This window comes from Kocuria coralli (assembly GCF_008831305.1).
Classification (GTDB): Bacteria; Actinomycetota; Actinomycetes; order Actinomycetales; family Micrococcaceae; genus Kocuria; species Kocuria coralli.
Genome location: NZ_ML708621.1, coordinates 110,864 through 130,679 on the forward strand (window position 1 = coordinate 110,864; position 19,816 = coordinate 130,679).

15 protein-coding genes and 1 pseudogene are annotated in these 19,816 nt (G+C 60.9%); 9 read left to right on the top strand and 7 right to left on the bottom strand.

All coding sequences use genetic code 11. The features are described 5' to 3' along the window. Position 1 precedes the first annotated feature (1 nt). Complete coding sequence (locus FCK90_RS11120) at positions 2 to 973, bottom strand: ABC transporter ATP-binding protein (protein WP_158034363.1); 972 nt, start codon at positions 971 to 973, stop codon at positions 2 to 4. Between the two features lie 332 nt (positions 974 to 1,305). On the opposite strand from FCK90_RS11120, the gene FCK90_RS11125 reads away from it, so the two are divergent. Beyond that, entirely contained in the window at positions 1,306 to 2,031 is a 726-nt protein-coding gene (locus FCK90_RS11125; protein ID WP_220433323.1) for an LppP/LprE family lipoprotein, read from the top strand. Positions 2,032 to 2,077: 46 nt separating this feature from the next. On the opposite strand, the gene FCK90_RS11130 is transcribed toward FCK90_RS11125, so the two are convergent. Next, positions 2,078 to 2,698 carry an HAD-IA family hydrolase gene (locus FCK90_RS11130; RefSeq protein WP_158034364.1) on the bottom strand — a complete coding sequence of 207 codons (621 nt, stop codon included), beginning with the start codon at positions 2,696 to 2,698 and terminating at the stop codon, positions 2,078 to 2,080. A gap of 106 nt (positions 2,699 to 2,804) precedes the next feature. On the opposite strand from FCK90_RS11130, the gene ychF reads away from it, so the two are divergent. After that, positions 2,805 to 3,884, top strand: coding sequence for a redox-regulated ATPase YchF (gene ychF, locus FCK90_RS11135; protein WP_158034365.1), 1,080 nt, complete (start codon positions 2,805 to 2,807; stop codon positions 3,882 to 3,884). Between the two features lie 527 nt (positions 3,885 to 4,411). Continuing rightward, positions 4,412 to 5,599 (top strand): protein kinase domain-containing protein, encoded by a 1,188-nt coding sequence (locus FCK90_RS11140; RefSeq protein ID WP_158034366.1) that lies wholly within the window; start codon positions 4,412 to 4,414, stop codon positions 5,597 to 5,599. Positions 5,600 to 5,655: 56 nt separating this feature from the next. On the opposite strand, the gene FCK90_RS11145 is transcribed toward FCK90_RS11140, so the two are convergent. From FCK90_RS11145 to FCK90_RS11155, 3 genes are all read right to left on the bottom strand, one after another. Then, the gene (locus FCK90_RS11145) at positions 5,656 to 6,033 is read right to left on the bottom strand and encodes a transposase (protein ID WP_158034367.1); all 378 of its coding nucleotides are present in this window, start codon (positions 6,031 to 6,033) and stop codon (positions 5,656 to 5,658) included. A 16-nt stretch (positions 6,034 to 6,049) separates the two neighbouring features. Beyond that, positions 6,050 to 7,783: an ATP-dependent nuclease gene (locus FCK90_RS11150; protein ID WP_181954294.1), complete on the bottom strand. Its 1,734-nt coding sequence runs from the start codon at positions 7,781 to 7,783 to the stop codon at positions 6,050 to 6,052. Between the two features lie 190 nt (positions 7,784 to 7,973). Further along, complete coding sequence (locus tag FCK90_RS11155) at positions 7,974 to 8,639, bottom strand: transposase (protein ID WP_246180201.1); 666 nt, start codon at positions 8,637 to 8,639, stop codon at positions 7,974 to 7,976. Between the two features lie 340 nt (positions 8,640 to 8,979). Between FCK90_RS11155 and FCK90_RS11160 the strand changes: the two genes are divergently transcribed. The 6 genes from FCK90_RS11160 (at position 8,980) to FCK90_RS11185 (ending at position 16,249) form a co-directional block, all read left to right on the top strand. Next, the gene (locus FCK90_RS11160) at positions 8,980 to 9,195 is read left to right on the top strand and encodes a helix-turn-helix domain-containing protein (protein ID WP_158034369.1); all 216 of its coding nucleotides are present in this window, start codon (positions 8,980 to 8,982) and stop codon (positions 9,193 to 9,195) included. Between the two features lie 15 nt (positions 9,196 to 9,210). Next, on the top strand, positions 9,211 to 9,345 hold the full coding sequence (locus FCK90_RS11165; protein WP_343029896.1) for a TrmH family RNA methyltransferase: 135 nt from the start codon (positions 9,211 to 9,213) through the stop codon (positions 9,343 to 9,345). Positions 9,346 to 9,439: 94 nt separating this feature from the next. Further along, positions 9,440 to 11,011 carry a type I restriction-modification system subunit M gene (locus tag FCK90_RS11170; protein WP_158034370.1) on the top strand — a complete coding sequence of 524 codons (1,572 nt, stop codon included), beginning with the start codon at positions 9,440 to 9,442 and terminating at the stop codon, positions 11,009 to 11,011. Continuing rightward, on the top strand, positions 11,008 to 11,934 hold the full coding sequence (locus tag FCK90_RS11175) for a restriction endonuclease (protein ID WP_158034371.1): 927 nt from the start codon (positions 11,008 to 11,010) through the stop codon (positions 11,932 to 11,934). Before FCK90_RS11170 ends, FCK90_RS11175 begins: the two co-directional genes overlap by 4 nt. After that, positions 11,931 to 13,118, top strand: a complete 1,188-nt coding sequence (locus FCK90_RS11180; RefSeq protein WP_158034372.1) for a restriction endonuclease subunit S — start codon at positions 11,931 to 11,933, stop codon at positions 13,116 to 13,118. Before FCK90_RS11175 ends, FCK90_RS11180 begins: the two co-directional genes overlap by 4 nt. Next, positions 13,115 to 16,249, top strand: a complete 3,135-nt coding sequence (locus FCK90_RS11185) for a type I restriction endonuclease subunit R (protein ID WP_158034373.1) — start codon at positions 13,115 to 13,117, stop codon at positions 16,247 to 16,249. Before FCK90_RS11180 ends, FCK90_RS11185 begins: the two co-directional genes overlap by 4 nt. A gap of 1,134 nt (positions 16,250 to 17,383) precedes the next feature. Here the strand turns inward: FCK90_RS11185 and FCK90_RS11190 are convergent. Both FCK90_RS11190 and FCK90_RS15770 read right to left on the bottom strand, forming a co-directional pair. After that, positions 17,384 to 18,445 carry a ParA family protein gene (locus FCK90_RS11190; protein ID WP_158034374.1) on the bottom strand — a complete coding sequence of 354 codons (1,062 nt, stop codon included), beginning with the start codon at positions 18,443 to 18,445 and terminating at the stop codon, positions 17,384 to 17,386. Positions 18,446 to 19,006: 561 nt separating this feature from the next. After that, a pseudogene (locus tag FCK90_RS15770) lies at positions 19,007 to 19,754 on the bottom strand (transposase); the annotation flags it as partial. Between the last annotated feature and the right edge of the window lie 62 nt (positions 19,755 to 19,816).

The window sequence follows — 19,816 nt, forward strand, 5'->3', positions numbered from 1 at the left end:
ATTACTTGATTCCTCCCGAATGAGCAGCCTGGCTGGTCAGGTCCACGAAGGCCTCTTCCAGCGGGACCTGGACGATCAGCAGGTCGGTGGCCTGGGTGTGGTTGAGCAGATGCCGGGCGATCGCGTCCGTGTCGGGGCCGGTGAAGACCACCCGCTGGCCGTCGCGGCGGAAGCTCTCGGCGCCGGCGAGGGTGTCGACGACGGAGGCCGGGTCGCCGTCGTCGTCCGACCAGACCACGGAGACCGTCCGCAACCCGCCCAGGGCGCGGATCTCCTCCGTGGTGCCGTCGGCCAGGAGCTTGCCGTCGGCGATGACGACGATGCGATCGGCGAACTGCTCGGCCTCCTCCAGGTAGTGCGTGGCGAAGACGATCGTGCGGCCGCGTTCGGCCTCGGCGTGCATGGCGGCCCAGAAGTCGCGCCGGGCGTTGACGTCCATGCCGGCGGTGGGCTCGTCCAGGATCAGGAGATCCGGCTCCGGCAGCAGGGCCAGGGCGAAGCGGAGGCGTTGCTGCTCGCCGCCCGAGCACTTGGAGACCTTGCGGCCCGCGAAGGCCATGGCCCCCGCCCTTTTCAGGACCTCGTTCACGGGCAGGGGATTCGTGTGCTGCGAGGAGATCATGGCCACGGTCTCCCGGACGGAGAGATCGTCCAGGAGGGCCCCGGTCTGCAGGACCGCGGAGACGCGGCCGTGCTTCACGGCTTCCTGCGGGGAGCCGTCGTAGACCAGGCATCGCCCGGACGTGGGGGAGGTGAAGCCCAGGATCATGTCCAGGGTGGTGGTCTTCCCCGCTCCGTTCGGGCCCAGGAAGGCCACGATCTCGCCGGAGCTGATGGTCAGGTCGATGCCGTCCACGGCGCGCACCTTGCCGCCCCGGACGGTGAAGGACTTGTGCAGGTCGGCGATCTCGATGGCCGGTGCGTTGAGTTCTCGTGCCGCGGTGTCGGTGGCGGCGGGCTGTGCGGTGTTCATGGACCCAGACTCCTCTGCCGGGGGTCCTAACGGATCTGGCGGGTGTCACGTCTTGGGCATGACAAATGACATGGGTCCCGGGAATGGTGCGCGGTGCCCATGCCGGGCGCCGTTGACGTGTTTATGACCGTGTTCCGGTCCCGGACCTGGTCATTAGCACGTCACGGGTGAGCGGTACGGGGCGGGTCCCCGCCGATGCATAGGTGCGCGTGTAACAGGGCGGCTCTCGGACCGGAATTCGGATTCCTACGCATCGATATGAATTAGCCTGGCCCACGTGGCGCGAGTCACGTGCTCGCGTCGCAGTCTCAAGGAACCACAGACTCCCGGAGATGAGCACCATGAACGCAGTGAAGCTACGCACGGCAGCCCTCGGCTCGAGCGCCGCTGTCCTCCTTCTCCTCACCGCATGCGGGCAGGGCGACGGGGACGCCTCTCCCACATCAGCGCCGGAGACCTCGGCAAGTACGGAGACGACGACGCCGGCCGCTGACCCCTCGGCCACTCCTTCCGCCACGGACGAGGCACCGAGCGACGAGCCGACCGTCCCAGAGACGACGAATCCGGTGGCCACCCCCACCGCGACACCGAGCCCCACGCAGACCGAGGCTCCGCCGACCGAACCGGCCGATGAAGGATGCGCGGATCTGACGGGGGAGGAAGCGGTCCAGATGTGGGGTCCGGAGGTTCCGCCTTACGATGCAGGGTTCGACCAGTGGGAGTGGGACCTCGACTACGCGGTGACCGACGGCTACGATCCCTGCGCGGACCTGTCCTCGATCATCCTCCCCATCCAGGGCAGTACGGCGTCCTCCCCGCATGCCGTGATGTTCTTCCATCACGGGGACTACGTCGGCACTGCCACGGCTGAGGCCTTGGGCTTCTACCCCGACGTGCAGCGAGTCGACGACGCCACCCTGACCATCACCTACCACTACCCCTTGGATGGTGAATCGAATGCGGGTGCGAGCGGACGCGCGGTGTCCACCTTCCACTGGGACGATGCCTCGCAGTCCGTGCAGCACAGCGGGGAGTTCCCGCCGTACGTCGAGCAGTGACCTCGGGAAGCTATCGGGCCGTGGCTCTCCGGGCCCGCATGCGGGTTCAGCCCCGTAGCAACGGCAAGAGCTCCCGGAGGTCGGTGATCCGGACCGCGCCCTCGGCATCCTGCGGGATGCCGGGCGTGGCCAGGAGCGCCGCCTCGAGGCCCGCCGCGCGGGCGGCCTGGATGTCCCCCGGGCGGTCGCCGACCGCTACGACCTGGCTCGGCTGCAAGTCATGCCGTTCCAGCAGCAGAAGGTTCATGGCCGGGTCCGGTTTCCGCGCGTGGCCGTCGGGGGCGCAGACCATGTCGTCCATCTCGATGCCCAGCGCGTCCAGCAGGACCTGGGCGCTGTCGCGGTCGCGATGGGTCGCCAGTAGGTTCAGCCCGCCACCGGCTTTGACGGCCTCCATGACCTCACGGGTTCCGTCCATGACAGGTGCGGGATGGGCGCGCCAGCGCTCTTTGAGGGCGGTGTACGCCTCCCGCAGATCTTCCTGGGGAACGTCGTAACGATCCGACAGTTCCTTGATCGCATGGCTGCTGGAGATGCGCGTCAGCTGGGCGACTTCCCGTAAGGATTCGTCGTCGGTCTTCCCGATGGCGGCCTCGGCGAGTGCCCGGTCGACGTCGCCGTAGGTGTCGACCAGGGTTCCTCCCATGTCCCAGATGATGCTGCGCATGGATTCATCGTGTCATGAGCCGGTGCGTTCGGCGCCCAGAGGCGGTGGGGCGGGCGCGCTCAGCGAGAATCGGTCGTTGTCGCCCACGCCGGTAGGATGGTCTCCCGTGGCTCTTACTATCGGAATCGTCGGTCTCCCCAACGTCGGCAAGTCGACCCTGTTCAACGCACTCACCCGCAACACCGTGCTCGCGGCGAACTATCCGTTCGCGACGATCGAGCCGAATGTGGGCGTGGTGAGCCTGCCCGATGAGCGCCTGGACACCCTGGCCGGGATCTTCAACTCGCAGAAGGTGCTGCCGGCAACGGTGTCCTTCGTGGACATCGCGGGCATCGTCAAGGGCGCCTCGGAAGGGGAGGGACTGGGCAACCAGTTCCTGGCCAATATCCGCGAGGCGCACGCGATCGCCCAGGTGGTTCGTGCCTTCGACGACCCCGACGTGGTTCACGTGGACGGCAAGATCGACCCTGCCTCCGACATGGAGACCATCAACACCGAACTGGTGCTGGCGGACCTGCAGACCCTGGAGAACGCGATCCCGCGCCTGGAGAAGCAGGTCAAGATCAAAAAGGGCGACCCCGCCAAACTCTCTGCCTACCAGGCCGCCTACGAGGTGCTCTCCGAGGGCCACACCGTGTTCTCGCGCAAGGACTCCCTGGACCTCGACCAACTGCGGGACCTGACCCTTCTTTCGGCCAAGCCGTTCATCTTCGTCTTCAACTGCGACGACGGCGTGCTGGGTTCCGCCGAGCGGCAAGCCGAGCTCGCCGAACTCGTGGCACCCGCGGAGGCCGTCTTCCTGGACGCCAAGCTCGAGGCCGAGCTGGTGGAGCTGGACGAGGACGAGGCCCGCGAGATGCTCGAGATGTCCGGACAGGACGAGTCCGGCCTGGACAAGCTCGCCCGCGTGGGTTTCAACACCCTCGGGCTGCAGACCTACCTCACCGCAGGGCCGAAGGAGGCCCGTGCCTGGACCATCAATCGCGGAGACACCGCACCGCAGGCAGCCGGGGTGATCCACACCGACTTCGAGCGCGGGTTCATCAAGGCCGAGATCGTCTCCTTCGAGGACCTCGTGGCCGCCGGATCGATGGCCGACGCGAAGGCCGCGGGCAAGGTGCGCATGGAGGGCAAGGACTACATCATGCAGGACGGGGATGTGGTGGAGTTCCGCTTTAATGTCTAAAAAGCAGCTCTGACCAGGGGGTTTATCTTCTCGGCCTCCGGATTGGTCCGATGAACAAGTTCCGCTTTACCATCAGTTGCTAAGCGTTTGTCGCGCTGACCTGCTCTTTTGATCGTCCCCTGCGGAAGCTCTGCAGGGGACGATTCTCTTTGCGTGGGTGCATGAGCATCGATGGCAAGCGGCCTCGGGTGGCCTGTTCTGGATCGCGTTCGAGTCGTTCGACGGGCGGTCTTTCGGTCCGAGCGCTGACTCAAAAATCGCTCCGACTCAATACTCAGTGCTTGGGAGATCAGTCTTCATTGACATACCGTCCATGCTTCCGAGCGCAACCAACGGAGGCCGCGGGCACTGGCCGAGTCACCAATGTTTCCGGGTGCTTGGCGGAGACGCTGGCGACGGCGAGAGCGAGCCGTGACTGGGGCTAGATGCCATAGGTGTTCAGGTCACACCGGCTCCTGCGGCTCCTCGGGATACGCCATATGGAGCAGTTCGGAGACTCCTTCACAGGTCATCGATAGCCTCGAGGTATGAAGACCATGGAGCGAGAGCGGGTGGAGCGCTTTGAGCGCACGTTCCATGAGAGAGACATCGACTCGACCTACCTCGAGTTGTACCGCCGGGAGCAGGTCCTGCCCCGCGCCTTCGCCTACATCCACGCTGGCCTCGACGTCGAGTTCAAGCACATGAACTACAAGGCCCGTGGCGGTAGCAGCGGACACTTCAATGCTGACAACTCGAGGAACCTGCTAGATCTCATCGACCTCCTGGCCGAAGCTCGCACGATGCTCAACAAGGCCGGTCACTCGCTGACCATGGCTCCCGATTACCAGCGGGTCATCGAGAACGCGCCGGCATGGCTCGTTGACAGTGGAGGGAGCCCCATCCCTGAAGGCTTCACTCCCGTCGAGGTCGAAAGCTACGCGCCAGTCTTCAGCCTTGGTGACCAAGCCGTACCAGTCTCCGATTCCCGCATGGTGAAGCTGACGTCCATCGGTGAGGGCGCATTCGCCTTGGTTCATCGGTTCACTGATCCGAACTACGGCATGACCCTGGCAAGGAAGAAGCTCAAACCCGGTGCTGATGATCGGGAGAAGGAGCGCTTCCGACGGGAGTTCGAGCTGATGAAAGAGCTTCAGTTCCCATACGTCCTTGAGGTCTACAACTTCAAGGAGTCGGACTGGTCGTACACCATGGAACACTGCGACACCTCGCTGGAGGACTACGTCGCGAAGCGCAACAACCAGCCAGGCTTCGGCCCGACCACCCGCAAGCGAATCGCGCTGCAGTTCCTCTACGGCCTCAACTTCATTCACTCCAAGGGACACTTCCACCGGGATCTGAGCACCAGGAACGTCCTGCTCCGCACCTTCGGCGGTTCAGCTGTGCTGGTCAAACTGTCCGACTTCGGCCTGGCCAAGCTCAAGGGGTCCGAATTCACGATGACGGAGACCGAACTCAAGGGTACGAAGATCGATCCAGCACTCGGCTCTTTCAAGGACTTTGCTGCTGTCCATGACATCTTCGCGGCGGGCTTTGTACTGCTGTACATCTTCACTGGGCGGAAAAACATCGGGCGGAACGATGCAACTCCGATCGAGCAGATCATCCACAAGTGCATCGATTCTCAGCCTGACCGGCGCTACCAGTCGGTGATGGAGCTGATCGCTGACGTTGAGGCACTGGACACGACCGTGATTGGCGAAGCCCCGGCGTAGTTTGCCCGCTGTGACGTGCCGACGCTGGCATTGGATCCTAACCGTGGGTTTGTGGTTCATCCTATTTGAGGTGGGGTCAGCCCGCCTGCGACGAGGAGTATGTGTAGCCGGTAGTTGTCGCAGTTGCGGAAGCCGCGGGCGACGCGGCGATGCAGCACGATGAGCCTATTGACGGCGTTGGTGCCGCCGCTGTTGGACCGCACTGTGCTCAAGTACGACACGAACGCGGCCTTCCACCGAGTCCGGGTTCTCCCGAGTCGGCGGAACTCGGAGACCGGCCAGGTGGGGAACGATTCGGGCATACGTTCGGCGAACTTGCTCCTCTCGGTGGGGTCCTTGACGCGGTAGGCGTCGCGTAGCGGGCTGGCGGACTGCCACGCGAGTTCAACCTCGATGATCGCCTCAGCGAGTTCAAGGCCTGCCGGGTCCGTCATGGACTCTAGCGGCGCATCAGATGGTTCGTGCGGCCGCGGCAAGTATAGGAAGTCTTGATCGCAACCGCTGATAGGAAGCCGGCAACCTATTGGATGGAATCCCAGTAAATGACTTAAGTAGGTATGCCTGGTCCTTCAATGCATCCTTTTTGGCCAAGAGGTTCTTCTCGGTCCTATCCACTCCGGTGAGGCCAGTCAGGTCAAACAAACGTTCGCGCGTCGCTGGAACTGATACGAGGTCGACTTCCATTGAATACCGGAATGCAAAGAAATTTACGCTCTGAAGCATGTCCATGGATGCCCGATGGTTGTGCACCAGGGCGTGGAGCAGACTGCGCTGATCCTTGGGTGCCGGAAAAAGCGCGGCGAGGAGGCTCCGTTGCTTCGCCTCTGCTCGGTACAGAGGGAATCCCTTCGAGTCAATGCTCTTCTTGCGCTCGTTATTATTGCGGTAAGGGACGAAGTAGTCTTTGTCGACAATGAACGCTGATGGAATCGACAACTCAAGCAGTAAATGATACATGTGCGGAATTGACGGGATTCCGTCAACGCAGAATATAGTCATCCCGCGTTCCTCGATCTCTACGCCCGCCTCGCGGAGTAGTTGGTCCACGACGTTGGAGTCGATGGGGCTTTCGGTCACGATCACGAAATCGGCGAAGAGGAAGCTGGAGTTCTTGCGGCGATGAAATTTGTAGTAGCTCTCTCGATCAAGTCCGTGATCTTGGAAGAATGATGACGGGATCTGGCTGACTTCCGCCTCGAGTTCGCGGGTGGCGGACTTTACGCGCCTACACAGGACGACCTGCTCGTGCTCAAGTGTGTCGACAATGGTCGGAGAGTGCGTAGTAAACACAACCTGCAGGCCAAGGTCCCCCAGTACTCGCATGAGTTGTTGCTGTGCCTGAGGGTGAAGATTTTGCTCAGGCTCTTCGAACCCCAAGACGTAGTTGGTGTTCTCGAGTTCTGCGAGGTAGGCGTAAAGGGCGAATACTGCCATGCTCTGAGTTCCACTCCCGCTATCCGCAAGTGGTATCAGCTGCCCTCCCTCCTTTACCGAGAGTCGCAAGTTTTGTAACAGGAGTCGGTAATCGGGGGGCGTGGCGTACTCGAGCTGGAAGGAAAACGGTCCAGACATCGGCGCAATCTTACCGAGATGCTTTTCTAGCCCGGAAAGCGAGCGCTTCTGGAGATCCGAAGCAACTCGGGCAATTTGCGGGCTTCTCCTATCGCGTTGATGGTTCGCGGCTACCCATTGCTCGACCGCCCTTTCGAGGAGTCCACTGGACCCGTCGTGCGCCACTTCGTGATCGCGCCGAATGGGGATGAAGGCGAATGACAGGTATTGTCGAAGAGTGTCATGGAAATCGGTAGGCATCGCGGACCATTTCCCGGCGGCATAGCACTCCCACTTCTTCGTGGACCGGTACTTGAGTCTGGCTCGCACCTGGCCTACTGTGGGATCCGAGAGTGGCAACCCAGAATCCGCGAGCCCTTCGAGAACGACCTCGATCACGGATTGTGAACCGCTGGTGTACTTGTGGCGACCCGACTGAAAGTCTGACTCCTCGGCCGCGTAGTTAAAGAAAGCGTTAAGCGCCCTCAAGACTGTTGTTTTACCTGACCCGTTTTGCCCCACTAGCGCTGTGGTGTCCCCAAGCTCGATTTCGGCTGACTCTATGGCGCGAAACCTGCTAATTTTGATCCGGGTGAGGCGGGCCTTTTTAGGTGACGGAATGCTTTCCGGCATGCGCATCCTTTCCTCGTGCAATGTGCGGGTGGGGCGACACTTTGGTTGACGAAAGTCGACTCCGCCGTCCCCGCGAGGGAGTGGGACTTGTCAACCATATCTGCATAGAGGCGCAATCGGTCTGGAACGGCACGCTGCGAGGCGTCGACTGCTCTCGGGAGGATCGGGTCCTCCGCAGATGAGGGGCACACTAGGGCAGGTTTCGTTCCGCCAGAGTGCGAGTGATCTCGTCCCACTGGGAGCTTGCGATCAATTCGCGGTGCCGGCGTGAGGCGGTCTGCCATGACCCGAACTCCGCTGGGAGCTCGCGCCACGTGATGCCAGTACGGGTCTTGTAGAGAGCGGCGTCGACGATCGTGCGTATATCAGTGCGTGGCCGCCCTCGGCGAGGGCCCTCTGCTGAATGAACGATGTGCTTGATCCAGCTCCATTGCTCATCTGTAAGTTGTTGATAGTCAGGCTGGAGGCGCTCGATGTCGCTGCCGTCGTCACTATCGTCCGTCTGGCCATCGGTTCGCACGGCCTTGACCACGCCGCGGATGACAGCGCATTCGGTGCATTGGACGGTTGGTTCAACGTAGCGAGGGGAGTGCCCGGCCAAGGTCTCGACGTGCTGGCAGGTCAGGTGTACGCGCCAAGTGGTGCTGCGGTCGATGCGCAATGAGGGCGGGTACAGAAGCTGCCGGAGCTCATCGCGCTGAGCCGGCGAAAGCGGCGGGAACGGGCAACACAGGTGGCAATGCTCCACCCTGTTGTTCTCGAGACGCCAAACACCCATGTTGCATGCCGCATGCTCAGCCCTGAACTCGGCATTGTCGGCGTCGATCAGTGCAAGGCGCTCTTCATCAGTCCCCATGGCTGCCTCACCGAGAAGTGCACGCCCACACGCGCGGCATGGCTCGCCCGCTGCATAGGCTTCGTAGGTCAGCTGGGGGTCGCTGCCTGCCCATTCCCTCCGCTTTGCCTCCTCTGCTTGGGCCCACGATTCCGAGAGCAGTGCCCTGCTGCGCGGTGTGTGCAGGACGCGGGGGCGAGCTGTCGAGCTCCCGTCGGGGATCTGCTGCGAATCGGGCATTACCATGCTCTCCTTCGAGGTCTGATGCGGCCCAGTGCGAGTTGCGCGCGACCCTGCCTCGAGCGCAACAGGAAGTGATAACTTCCTGGAAGTCATCACTACCAGACCTGAGGCTGGTTGTGTGACAGAACCGCTGAAGAAGGTGCTCGGAGCGCAGGTGCGCGATCTGCGTCTTGCGCGCCATCTGTCGCAGGAGGGTCTCGCCGAAGAACTCGGTGTCTCGACTCGGTACCTCGCCGGCATCGAGCGCGGGGAGCGCAACCTCACCCTGGATTCGGTGGATGCTCTCGCTGAGCAGCTCGAGGTCGAGGCGCGTTCGCTGATCATTCGGCCTTGATGCCCGCTGCGTGAGCTGGAGGGTCACGGTGTCACGCCTGAGACCGACGCACTGCTCGATTGCCGGGTCACGATCCCGATGAGTGGCCGCGTCGACTCGTTGAACGTGACGGCCGCAGCGGCTGTGGCGTTCAACGAGTCGGCGCGGTGATGATGCGGGAAGCCCGAGTGTCAGTGGCCCCCGATATCGTAAGAGCAAATACCCCAACACCGTGATTGCGCAGTGGCGCGGAGGAGCACGACTTATGGCACCGACCACCAAAGAGGCGCAGCGAGCTGAGTTGCACAAGACGATCTGGCGCATCGCGAACGACCTGCGCGGCAGCGTCGACGGATGGGACTTCAAGTCCTACGTGCTGGGGATGCTCTTCTACCGGTTCATTTCTGAGAACCTCACGGCGTACCTCAACAAGAACGAGCACGATGCGGGCGACGTGTCGTTCGACTACCGGCTGGCGGCGGATTCCGACGCGGAGTTCGCACGCGACGAGGTCGTCGCCGAGAAGGGCTTCTACATCCTGCCGTCGGACCTGTTTGCCAACGTTCGGGAGCGTGCGGCGCGGGACGAGAACCTCAACGAGACGCTCGAGCGGGTGTTCAAGAACATCGAAGCGTCGGCGCTGGGCACAGACAGCGAGGACGACATCAAGGGGCTGTTCGACGACCTGGACGTCAACAGCAACAAGCTCGGCTCGACCGTCGCGAAGCGCAACCACAAGCTGGTGAAGCTGCTCGACGCGATCGGCGACCTGCCCCTGGGTCGATGGGAGGACAACTCGATCGACCTCTTCGGCGACGCGTACGAGTACCTGATGCAGATGTATGCGGCCAACGCCGGCAAGTCCGGTGGCGAGTACTACACGCCCCAGGAGGTCTCCGAGCTACTGGCGCGCATCACGGTGGTCGGCAAGACACAGGTCAACAAGGTCTACGACCCCGCTGTCGGATCGGGGTCGCTGCTGCTGAAGTTCGACAAGGTGCTCGGTAAGAACAACGTCCGCCAGGGGTTCTACGGTCAGGAGATCAACCTGACCACGTACAACCTCGCGCGGATCAACATGTTCCTGCACGACGTCAACTACGCCGACTTCAACCTCGCCCACGGCGACACCCTGATCGATCCACAGCACTGGGACGACGAACCGTTCGAGGCGATCGTCTCCAACCCGCCCTACTCGATCAAGTGGGAGGGCGACGCCAACCCACTCCTGATCAACGACGAGCGGTTCGCACCGGCAGGAGTCCTCGCGCCGAAGTCGAAGGCCGACTTGGCCTTCACGATGCACATGCTCAGCTGGCTGGCCGTGAACGGTACCGCTGCGATCGTCCAGTTTCCCGGCGTGCTCTATCGCGGGGGAGCGGAAAAGAAGATCCGCCAGTACTTGATCGACAACAACTACGTCGACGCGGTGATCCAGCTGCCGCCGGACCTGTTCTTCGGCACGACTATCGCGACTTGCATCCTCGTGCTGAAGAAGTCGAAGAAGACCAGTGACGTGCTGTTCATCGATGCGTCGGCCGAGTTCAAGCGCGTCGGCAACAAGAACAAGCTGCTCGAGAAGCATCAGGAGTGGATCCTCGACGCGTTTACGACGCGCGAGCCAGAGGACTATTTCACCACAGTCGTGAGCAACGAGGACATCGCGGCGAATGACTACAACATCGCCGTGTCGTCCTATGTCGAGGCAGAGGATACCCGCGAGGAAGTCGACATCGTCGAGCTGAACGCCGAGATCGCGCGCATCGTCGCGCGCCAGGCAGAGCTTCGTACAGCGATCGACGAGATCGTGGCGGATCTGGAAGGTGCGTGGTCATGACGGACATGCCCAACTGGGAAGGCTTCATGATCCCGACGCTCAAGGTAATGAGCGATGGCATCATCCGCCACTGGCGCGAGTTTCAGCCTCTCGTAGCTGATCAGGTGCAGCTCACCGATGAGCAGAGGAAGGAGATGCTTCCGTCCGGGAGCGCGCTCAAGTATGAGAACCGCATCGGCTGGGGCGTCTCGTTCTTGACGAACGTCGGCGCGCTCAGGCGTCCGAAACGCGGTCACTACCAGATCACTGATGCCGGCAAGCAGCTCATCGAGCTGTTTCCGAACGGTGCCAAGGAACGTGACATCAAGGTGCTCGGTGCGGACCCCAGCTCGCCGATCCGCGAGTACGTGGCGACCACGACCCGCAAGACGCGCGATTCTGCAACGACCGCTCCGACAGAAGAGTCGTCGATGACTCCGACCGAGCAGGTGCAGAGCGGCATCGAGCGGATCCACGACGAGATCGCGGTCGAGCTGCTCGCCCGGCTGCAGGACAAGGACCCAGGCTTCTTCGAGCAGGCGGTTGTCGATCTCCTGCTGTCAATGGGCTACGGCGGCACCAACGGGGCCGGCAGCGTCACCCAGCTCAGCAACGATGGCGGCATCGACGGTGTCATCGACCAGGACATCCTCGGCCTCAACCGCGTCTACATCCAGGCCAAGCGTTACCAAGACGGCAACACTGTCGGACGCCCCGACCTCCAGGCGTTCGTCGGGGCCCTCAGCGGTAAAGCCGACAGTGGCGTCTTCATCACGACCAGCCGCTTCTCCGACGGCGCACGCACCTACGCTGAGAACGTGCCGACCCGCATCATCCTGATCGACGGCAAGCGCCTCACCAGCCTGATGATCCGCTACGGCGTCGGCGTGCAAGTGAAAGAGACCTACAAGGTCGTCGAGATCGACGAGGACTTCTTCGCATGAGCCGCATCGATGAGCTCGTTCAGGAGCTGTGCCCGGACGGGGTCGAATTCGTCACACTCGAGTCTGTAGCCAAGACCGTCCCGGGCCTTACGGGGAAAACCAAGGCAGACTTTTCTGACGGTAATGCTCGCTACGTCACGTACAAGAATGCGTTCTCCAACTTGGCAGTGGATGATGCCGCGACGGACTTCGTCAAGGTCGAGCAAGGTGAACGTCAGAACTTGCTGCGGCTCGGCGATGTGGTGATTACGGGGTCATCTGAGAACGTGGATGAAGTGGGTATGTCATCGGTCGTCACTCGCGAGCCATTGGAGCCGCTGTATCTCAATAGCTTCTGCTTCGCCCTGCGCTTCGAGCGCCCAGCACTCTTGCCGGAGTTCAGTAAGCATCTCTTCCGTGGTGAAGCAACTCGCAAGCAGATCCGTAAGGCTGCGAGCGGCGTCACGAGGATCAACGTCTCGAAGCCTCGTTTCATGAAGATCCGAATCCCCGTTCCGCCTCTCGAGGTGCAGCGCGAGATCGTGCGAGTATTGGATAAGTTCACTCAGCTGGAAGCGGAGCTGGAAGCGGAGCTGGAAGCCCGGCGCGCCCAGTACGATCACTATCGGCGAAAGCTGCTGGACAGTGGTGACGCCGAGAGCGGCCGTATGCTTCCGCTGGGCGAGATCTTCGAGATGCGCGCTGGTACGCACATCAAGGCGGCAGAGATATCTGATGAGCCGACCGAAGACAAGCCATATCCTTGCTACGGCGGGAACGGCCTGCGTGGCTATGTGAGTTCATATAACTACGACGGGAGCGTCATCTTCGTTGGCCGCCAAGGCGCGCTTTGCGGCAACGTGCACCGTGCTGACGGAAAGATCTATGCAACTGAGCATGCGGTGGTCGTGACCCCGAAAGTGCCGGTCGACATGTCTTGGGCGTTCCACAAACTCACTGAGATGGACCTCAACCAGTACAAGACAAAGTCTGCGCAGCCAGGGCTCGCGGTTGGACGTGTCAAACAAGTCGAAGCTCAGTACGTTCCAGTCGACGACCAGCGTCGTGATGGAGAGGTGCTCGACAAGCTCGACGGTCTCGTCAACGACATCAGCATCGGCCTCCCTGCTGAGCTCACCGCGCGCCGCAAGCAGTACGAGCATTACCGGGACCGCTTGCTGACGTTCAAAGAGGCCGCGGGATGAGTGACGCACAGGCGCGCAAGTACGGTCCGATCGCGATCTCCAGCGAGAGCACGGTTGTTGCCGAATACATCGCCGAGCCGGCCAAGGCAGACGCCTACCAGTCGGAGTCGGCGCTTGAGGGCGAGATGATTCGTCTACTGGAAACGCAGGCGTACGAGTACCTCCCGATCACCTCCGAGGCCGAGCTTGTCGCGAACCTCCGGGCGCAACTCGCAAAGGTCAACAAGATGACCTTCTCGGATGCCGAGTGGGAGCAGTTCTTCACGACGAAGATCGCAGGTGCCAACGACGGCATCATCGAGAAGACGGTACGTGTGCAGGAGGATCACGTCCAGATCCTCAAGCGCGACGATGGGACGACGAAGAACATCTCGCTGATCGACAAGACGAACATCCACAACAATCAGCTGCAGGTCATCAACCAGTATGAGAGCGAGCGCGGCGAGGGGGACGCTGGCAAGGACGGTGCGAGGTATGCGAACCGCTACGACGTGACCGTGCTCGTCAACGGACTGCCGATGGTGCACATCGAACTGAAGCGTCGCGGCGTGGACATCCGCGAGGCTTTCAACCAGATCAACCGGTACCAGCGTGACAGCTTCTGGGCCGGCTCGGGACTGTTCGAATACGTGCAGCTGTTCGTGATCAGCAACGGCACGCTCACGAAGTACTACTCCAACAGCACTCGCAACAGGCACCTGGCCGAGCAGAAGAAGACTGGCAGTACCAGCAAGGGCAGGAAGACGAGTAACTCGTTCGAGTTCACCAGCTGGTGGGCCGACGCGAACAACCAGCCGATCACCGAGCTGACGGCGTTCGTGAAGACCTTCTTCGCGAAGCACTCGCTGTTGAACATCCTGACGAAGTACTGCGTGCTCACCGCGGATCGGGACTTGCTGGTGATGCGGCCTTACCAGATCGTCGCCACCGAGCGGATCCTGCAGAAGATCCAGATCTCGACGAACTACAAGACGCTCGGCACGCTCGATGCCGGAGGATACGTCTGGCACACCACCGGTTCGGGCAAGACGCTCACTTCGTTCAAGGCAGCGCAGCTCGCATCGAAGATGCCGAGTGTGGGCAAGGTGCTGTTCGTCGTGGACCGCAAGGACCTCGACTATCAGACGATGCGGGAGTACGACCGGTTCGAGAAAGGTGCGGCGAACTCAAACGCGTCGACGGCGATCCTGAAGAAGCAGCTCGAGGACCCCGGTGCCCGGATCATCATCACGACGATCCAGAAGTTGTCGACGTTCATCAAGGCGAACAAGGGTCACGAAGTCTTCTCGGGTCACGCGGTGATCATCTTCGATGAGTGCCACCGGTCGCAGTTCGGTGACATGCACACAGACATCACCCGTGCGTTCAAGAAGTACAACCTGTTCGGGTTCACTGGCACGCCGATCTTCGCCGCGAACGCCGGCAGCGGTGGCAACCCACAGTTGCGCACGACTGAGCAGGCGTTCGGCGACAAGCTGCACACCTATACGATCGTCGACGCCATTACCGACAAGAACGTGCTGCCGTTCCGGATCGACTACATCAACACCATCAAGGTCGGGAACCCCGACGACTCGCAGGTGTCGGCGATCGACCGTGAGCGAGCTCTCCTGGATGTGCGTCGGATCCGGGACGTCGTGGCATACACCCTGGAGCACTTCGATAAGAAGACGAAGCGCTCTTCGAGCTACGAGCACGGCGTCGTGACGAACGTCGCCGACTCGGTGCGGGGCCGGCGTCAGGCGGAGGCAATCAAGGAGCGGAAGCGAGTCCGCGGATTCAACGCGCTGTTCGCAACCGCGTCGATCGATGCCGCACGCCGTTACTACAACCAGTTCCAACTACAGATGGAGGAGCTGACACCGGACAAGCGTCTGAAGGTCGGGCTGATCTTCAGTTACGGAGCGAACGAGGCCGAGGCTGACGGCATCCTCGATGATGAAGCATTCGACACTGATGCGCTTGATCTTGACTCGCGCTCGTTCTTGGAAGACGCGATCCAGGACTACAACGACATGTTCGCGACCAGTTACGACACGAGCGCCGACCGGTTCCAGAACTACTACAAGGACCTGTCGCAGCGGATGAAGAACCGCGAGATCGACCTGGTCATCGTGGTGAACATGTTCCTCACCGGTTTTGACGCGACGACGCTGAACACGCTGTTCGTCGACAAGAACCTGCGCGCCCACGGCTTGATCCAGGCGTACTCGCGCACGAACCGCATCCTCAACTCGGTGAAGACATACGGCAACATCGTCGCCTTCCGCGATCTCGAGGAAGAGACGAACGCGGCGCTGGAGCTGTTCGGCAACAAGGATGCCCGCGGCGTTGTGCTGCTGAAACCGTACGGCGATTACTACGGCGAGTACGTCGACAAGGTCACCGAGCTGCTCACGCACTTCCCGATCGGGCAACAGATCGTGGGGGAGCAGGCGCAGAAGGACTTCATCCAGCTGTTCGGCGCGATCCTGCGGCTGCAGAACATCCTCACGTCGTTCGACGACTTCGACGGCAACGACCCACTCACTGAGCGACAGCGGCAGGACTACACCAGCATCTACCTGCGGCTCCGCGATGAGTACACGCGAGACCGTGACGGCGACAGAGAAGTCATCAACGACGACGTCGTGTTCGAGATCGAGCTTGTCAAGCAGGTCGAGATCAACGTCGACTACATCCTCATGCTCGTCGAGAAGCTCCGCGCCGAGAAAGGCGACGGCGACGACAAGGAAGTCCGCGCCGAGATCACCCGCGCGGTCGACGCGAGCCCGACCCTGCGCAGCAAGCGCGACCTCGTCGAGGACTTCGTCGAGTCGGTGTCGCTGCAGGGCGCGGTCGATGAGCAGTGGCAGGCGTACATCTCCGCGAAGCGCGAGGCCGAGCTTCAGGAGCTCATCGCAGCGCACAAGCTCAGACTGGAGGAGACGCAGTCGTTCGTGGATGAGGCGTTCCGGGACGGACAGCTGCGCACGGCCGGAACTGAGATCACCCGCATCCTGCCGCCCGTGTCACGGTTCAACCGCGAGTCCAACCACGGCGACAAGAAGAAGCGGGTCATCGAAGCGCTTTCCAGATTCTTCGAACGGTTCCGAGGCCTTGCCACCGGAACTGAAGAGTCTAGGGACTGAGGCCAGCAACGAGTGGGATCATGACCTCATGACCAAAGACAACGTCGATCGCGCGCCGAGGGTCATTCGCTGCAAGCACTGGTCCGAAGATGCTGGTCGATACTACGGCTGGCACCACCATGAAGGTCCCCACGCGTGCGACTGGAGGAACCACGACGGGGAGTGCCCGTACCAGGCGAGCGTTGGCAGTAGGACGAACCTGTAGGTCCAGCTTGCAGATCTGAGCAGGCGTGCGTGAGGGCCAGCCTGTATAAGGGCCTGCGCCGGGCAGTCCTCCGTCGGCTAGCCAGTCAACTCGGCTATCGTGGTCAGCAGCCACCGACGGGTTGTGCCTGCGAGGCCGCAACCTCCTTGAATCCCAGGTCGGAGCCTCAGAAGCCCGCTTCCCGGCAACCAATGCGCAACCTTAGCACCAAAGGTTCCGAAATCACCGGAACTCGGTCGAATTTAGGTTTAATGTCTGATTCAGAGCTCCGGCTTGATATGGCACTCTGAAATCACCTTCAACGCTCCTACGCCCGTTGCGCTTTGGTGTACTAAGGGTACTCTTCGCACACGTGGTGGAGAAGCTGCTGCTGCCGATCAGTGATTGTACCAATTGCTTTGTGTACCAGCGCTGAGTCTATCGGCCACTTCTCGTCAGTCGAGGGGTCGAGGTCGGACTCATGCACAATTTGGTTTCTGCGTATAACGATTACGTCAAGTGATTTTTTGAGCGAATTTGCCAGATTTGGGTTGCCATTAGCAATCGAAATCCAAGCCGGACGACTGGACACAAGTCGGATGGCGTCACCGATATCTTTGGAACATTGCATAGTCCATCGTCTGTGCGCTTGTCGAATCTGGAGTTCGATTTCGAGTAATGCTGATGGATCTCCGTTAAACCATCGACGGTATGCATCAATGCCGATAGGTAGGCGTGTGCTCAGCGACGGTCCATGGCCCTGTAGTTGAAGAAGTATTCCTGACCGCACCAAGGAATGAATGAAAGTGTCCAATGCTGATACGGCTGCCACTAAGCTGTGGCGATGGAGGTCCAGCAGGTCGACTGCGGGCAGGGAGGCTTGCAGGTTGTCGGCTATACCTACCATACTTTTGCTGCCCGATATTTCCTGATTGAATACAGAATCGATATTATGAAATTCGGGCTGCATTATCATTGGTAAGATTGACGATTCTGTTTGCCAGGTTCTCGAAAACTGCGCGGAATGCTTTAATGTTATCCTCGGTGATGTTCCAGGCGGCACCACCACGCTGGACCTGTTCCTTTGTTAGACTGAACACAGGCGTCTGGTTCTGCTGACTATTTGCTATCAGCGCGTTGAAGTCCGAGATGCTCGCGAGTCGGTATATTGCATTCTCGTCCGTGTTTTCTGAGTACAGCTTGTTGTCTAATAGCGCGCCCATGTCGCTCAGCCGGGGTAGAAGATTTTCGGTGACACTTTTCTCGATCGCGTCAAAATACTCCTGAAATGCCCGCGCTGGGGCATTGCTGCGAGTTCGGTAACGTTGAACAATCACGCCGAGAAACTTGAGTGACGGCGATGAGACCGGATATGCTGCTTCCTGGAATATTTGCATGGAAGAGGATCGCTCCGCCCAAGAGTGCCACCGAGGTAGAACGCGTGACATTGAGTCAAGTGCCATGACACTGAACACGTCCGGCGTGGTGGGAACAATGAGGTAATCTGCTGTGGCAACAATGTTCTGATTTATTGAACCCAATCCGGGGCTCAAATCAAGAATGACATAATCGGCAGCAAGAGCATCTGCAGTGATTGTATACAAATGACGTATGGCTCCAGGCAAGTTTTGTAGTGCTTGAATGCTGCCTGTTAGCTCTTGGGCGAGGCCGAGCTGTACCTCGTATTCGGCTAGCCCTACGTGCCCAGGTAACAGGAATAATCCTCTACGTCCTTCCACCTCGGGACATTCGACTGGACGTAGCGGTACGGGTTGTGATTCGAATGCAGGGCGCAGTGCTGACTTTAAGTTGCGCTCTGGTTCTTGGGCATAAAATTCTTCGAGGTCAGTGTGGCTGCTGAAGCCCATAACCATTCCAGTTAGATTGCACTGAGGGTCGGCGTCTACAAGAAGTACGCGCTTCCCTTGTTCTGCCAGCATCCAACCCAAGTTGAATGCGGTGGTTGTCTTGGAAACACCACCTTTGTTGTTGAATAGGGCAATACTCTGCATGGGTCTCCCTCGAAGTGCCGATTCATTTGATTGGAGTATACAGGTCCTTCGCAGTTTAGCGGGTACCTGCGCGAACGCGCCGCCAGCAGGATACGCATGGAAGCCTTCCGCTGATGGAATTCCCATACTGTCTATCCACCAGCACGCTCCACGCGCTCCCTTCCAACCCATTGAACTGGCCCTGTTCTTCCCACTCCATAGGTTTGGCTTCGTCGCCGTCAGGCGACTGCTTGATACGAATCGAGCGGTGACCGAGTGTCGCGTCGGGTGTGCGGAGTCTTGGTGGTGGGGCTGGAGGAGCCCGAGCGCACTCGAGTGGGACGGGCAAGCACGGAGTGAGTGCGGCCATCCCGAGGTGCTCTTGTGGTTGCTGGTTGCCGGTCGCCGTCCCGGCGCGGTGCATTGCCTCCGTAGGCCGGCACAACACAATTGGGAGAATTTCGCTGAGGCCAGCGAGCCGAGGGCCGGACTTAGCGGATTCGGCCGGAGCGTGCTGCGGGCGGAAAGCGCGCGCTCTGGAATGGCTCTTTGTTACTGGGCGTAGGAACGCCTCGATCCATTGTCGCTGGAGAGGTGGACCACGTGGAGTGGGTTCATCATGGGGGCCGCGTTGGGCAACTTTTCGGTGGCGGTCTTGAACTCCGGTGAAGCCGTCCATGGCGACCACCTTGATCCCCGCCGATCACTGCTTTAGTCGGGCGACGAACCACTGCATGAGCACCCCTATCGAACGACCTTCGATCATGTCCAGCCGCGTGGCTGGCCCAGTCTTCTCGCGGGCGGCGTGACGTCGATGACCATGGTGACGCAGTTCTCCCGAACCGGATGTGACGCCAGACAGGCTCGTTGACACCGATCGTGGTCACCTGTCGAAGCGGCGTGGGCCTCGGCCAGGCGGCGCTTGTCCTCCGCGTGCACGGCGGTGTTCGCTGCGCTCCAGGACACCCTGAGGCCGGCGACGACGCGGGTCACGGTGAGGTGCTCGATGACGATGTCCTGCAATGCCCGCTTCAAGCCGGGGCGAGAGATCTCCCCGAGGTATCGCCGCCCATGCCATGTCCCGTCGTCACCTCCGTGGCAATGGTCGTACCGGTAGTGGCGTACGCGTACTAGCAGCGTGGTCGGCCTATGCCCATAGGGCTCATGCGCGAGCTGGTAAATCACCGTGTCCCTTAGCGTGCCGTCCGCACCGAACTGCCGACACCACGGATCCGGCTCAACCAGTCGGCACTCGACCGTCGTTCAGTCTTACTTACTCGATCAGCTGGACGACGGCCACGAGCCCAAGCTCGTCGAGGCGGCAGTGAATCGGCCTGGGTTCTCTGCCGCTACTTTGCGGGTTCGGGCTCTCGGGTGAGGGCCTCGTAGTGG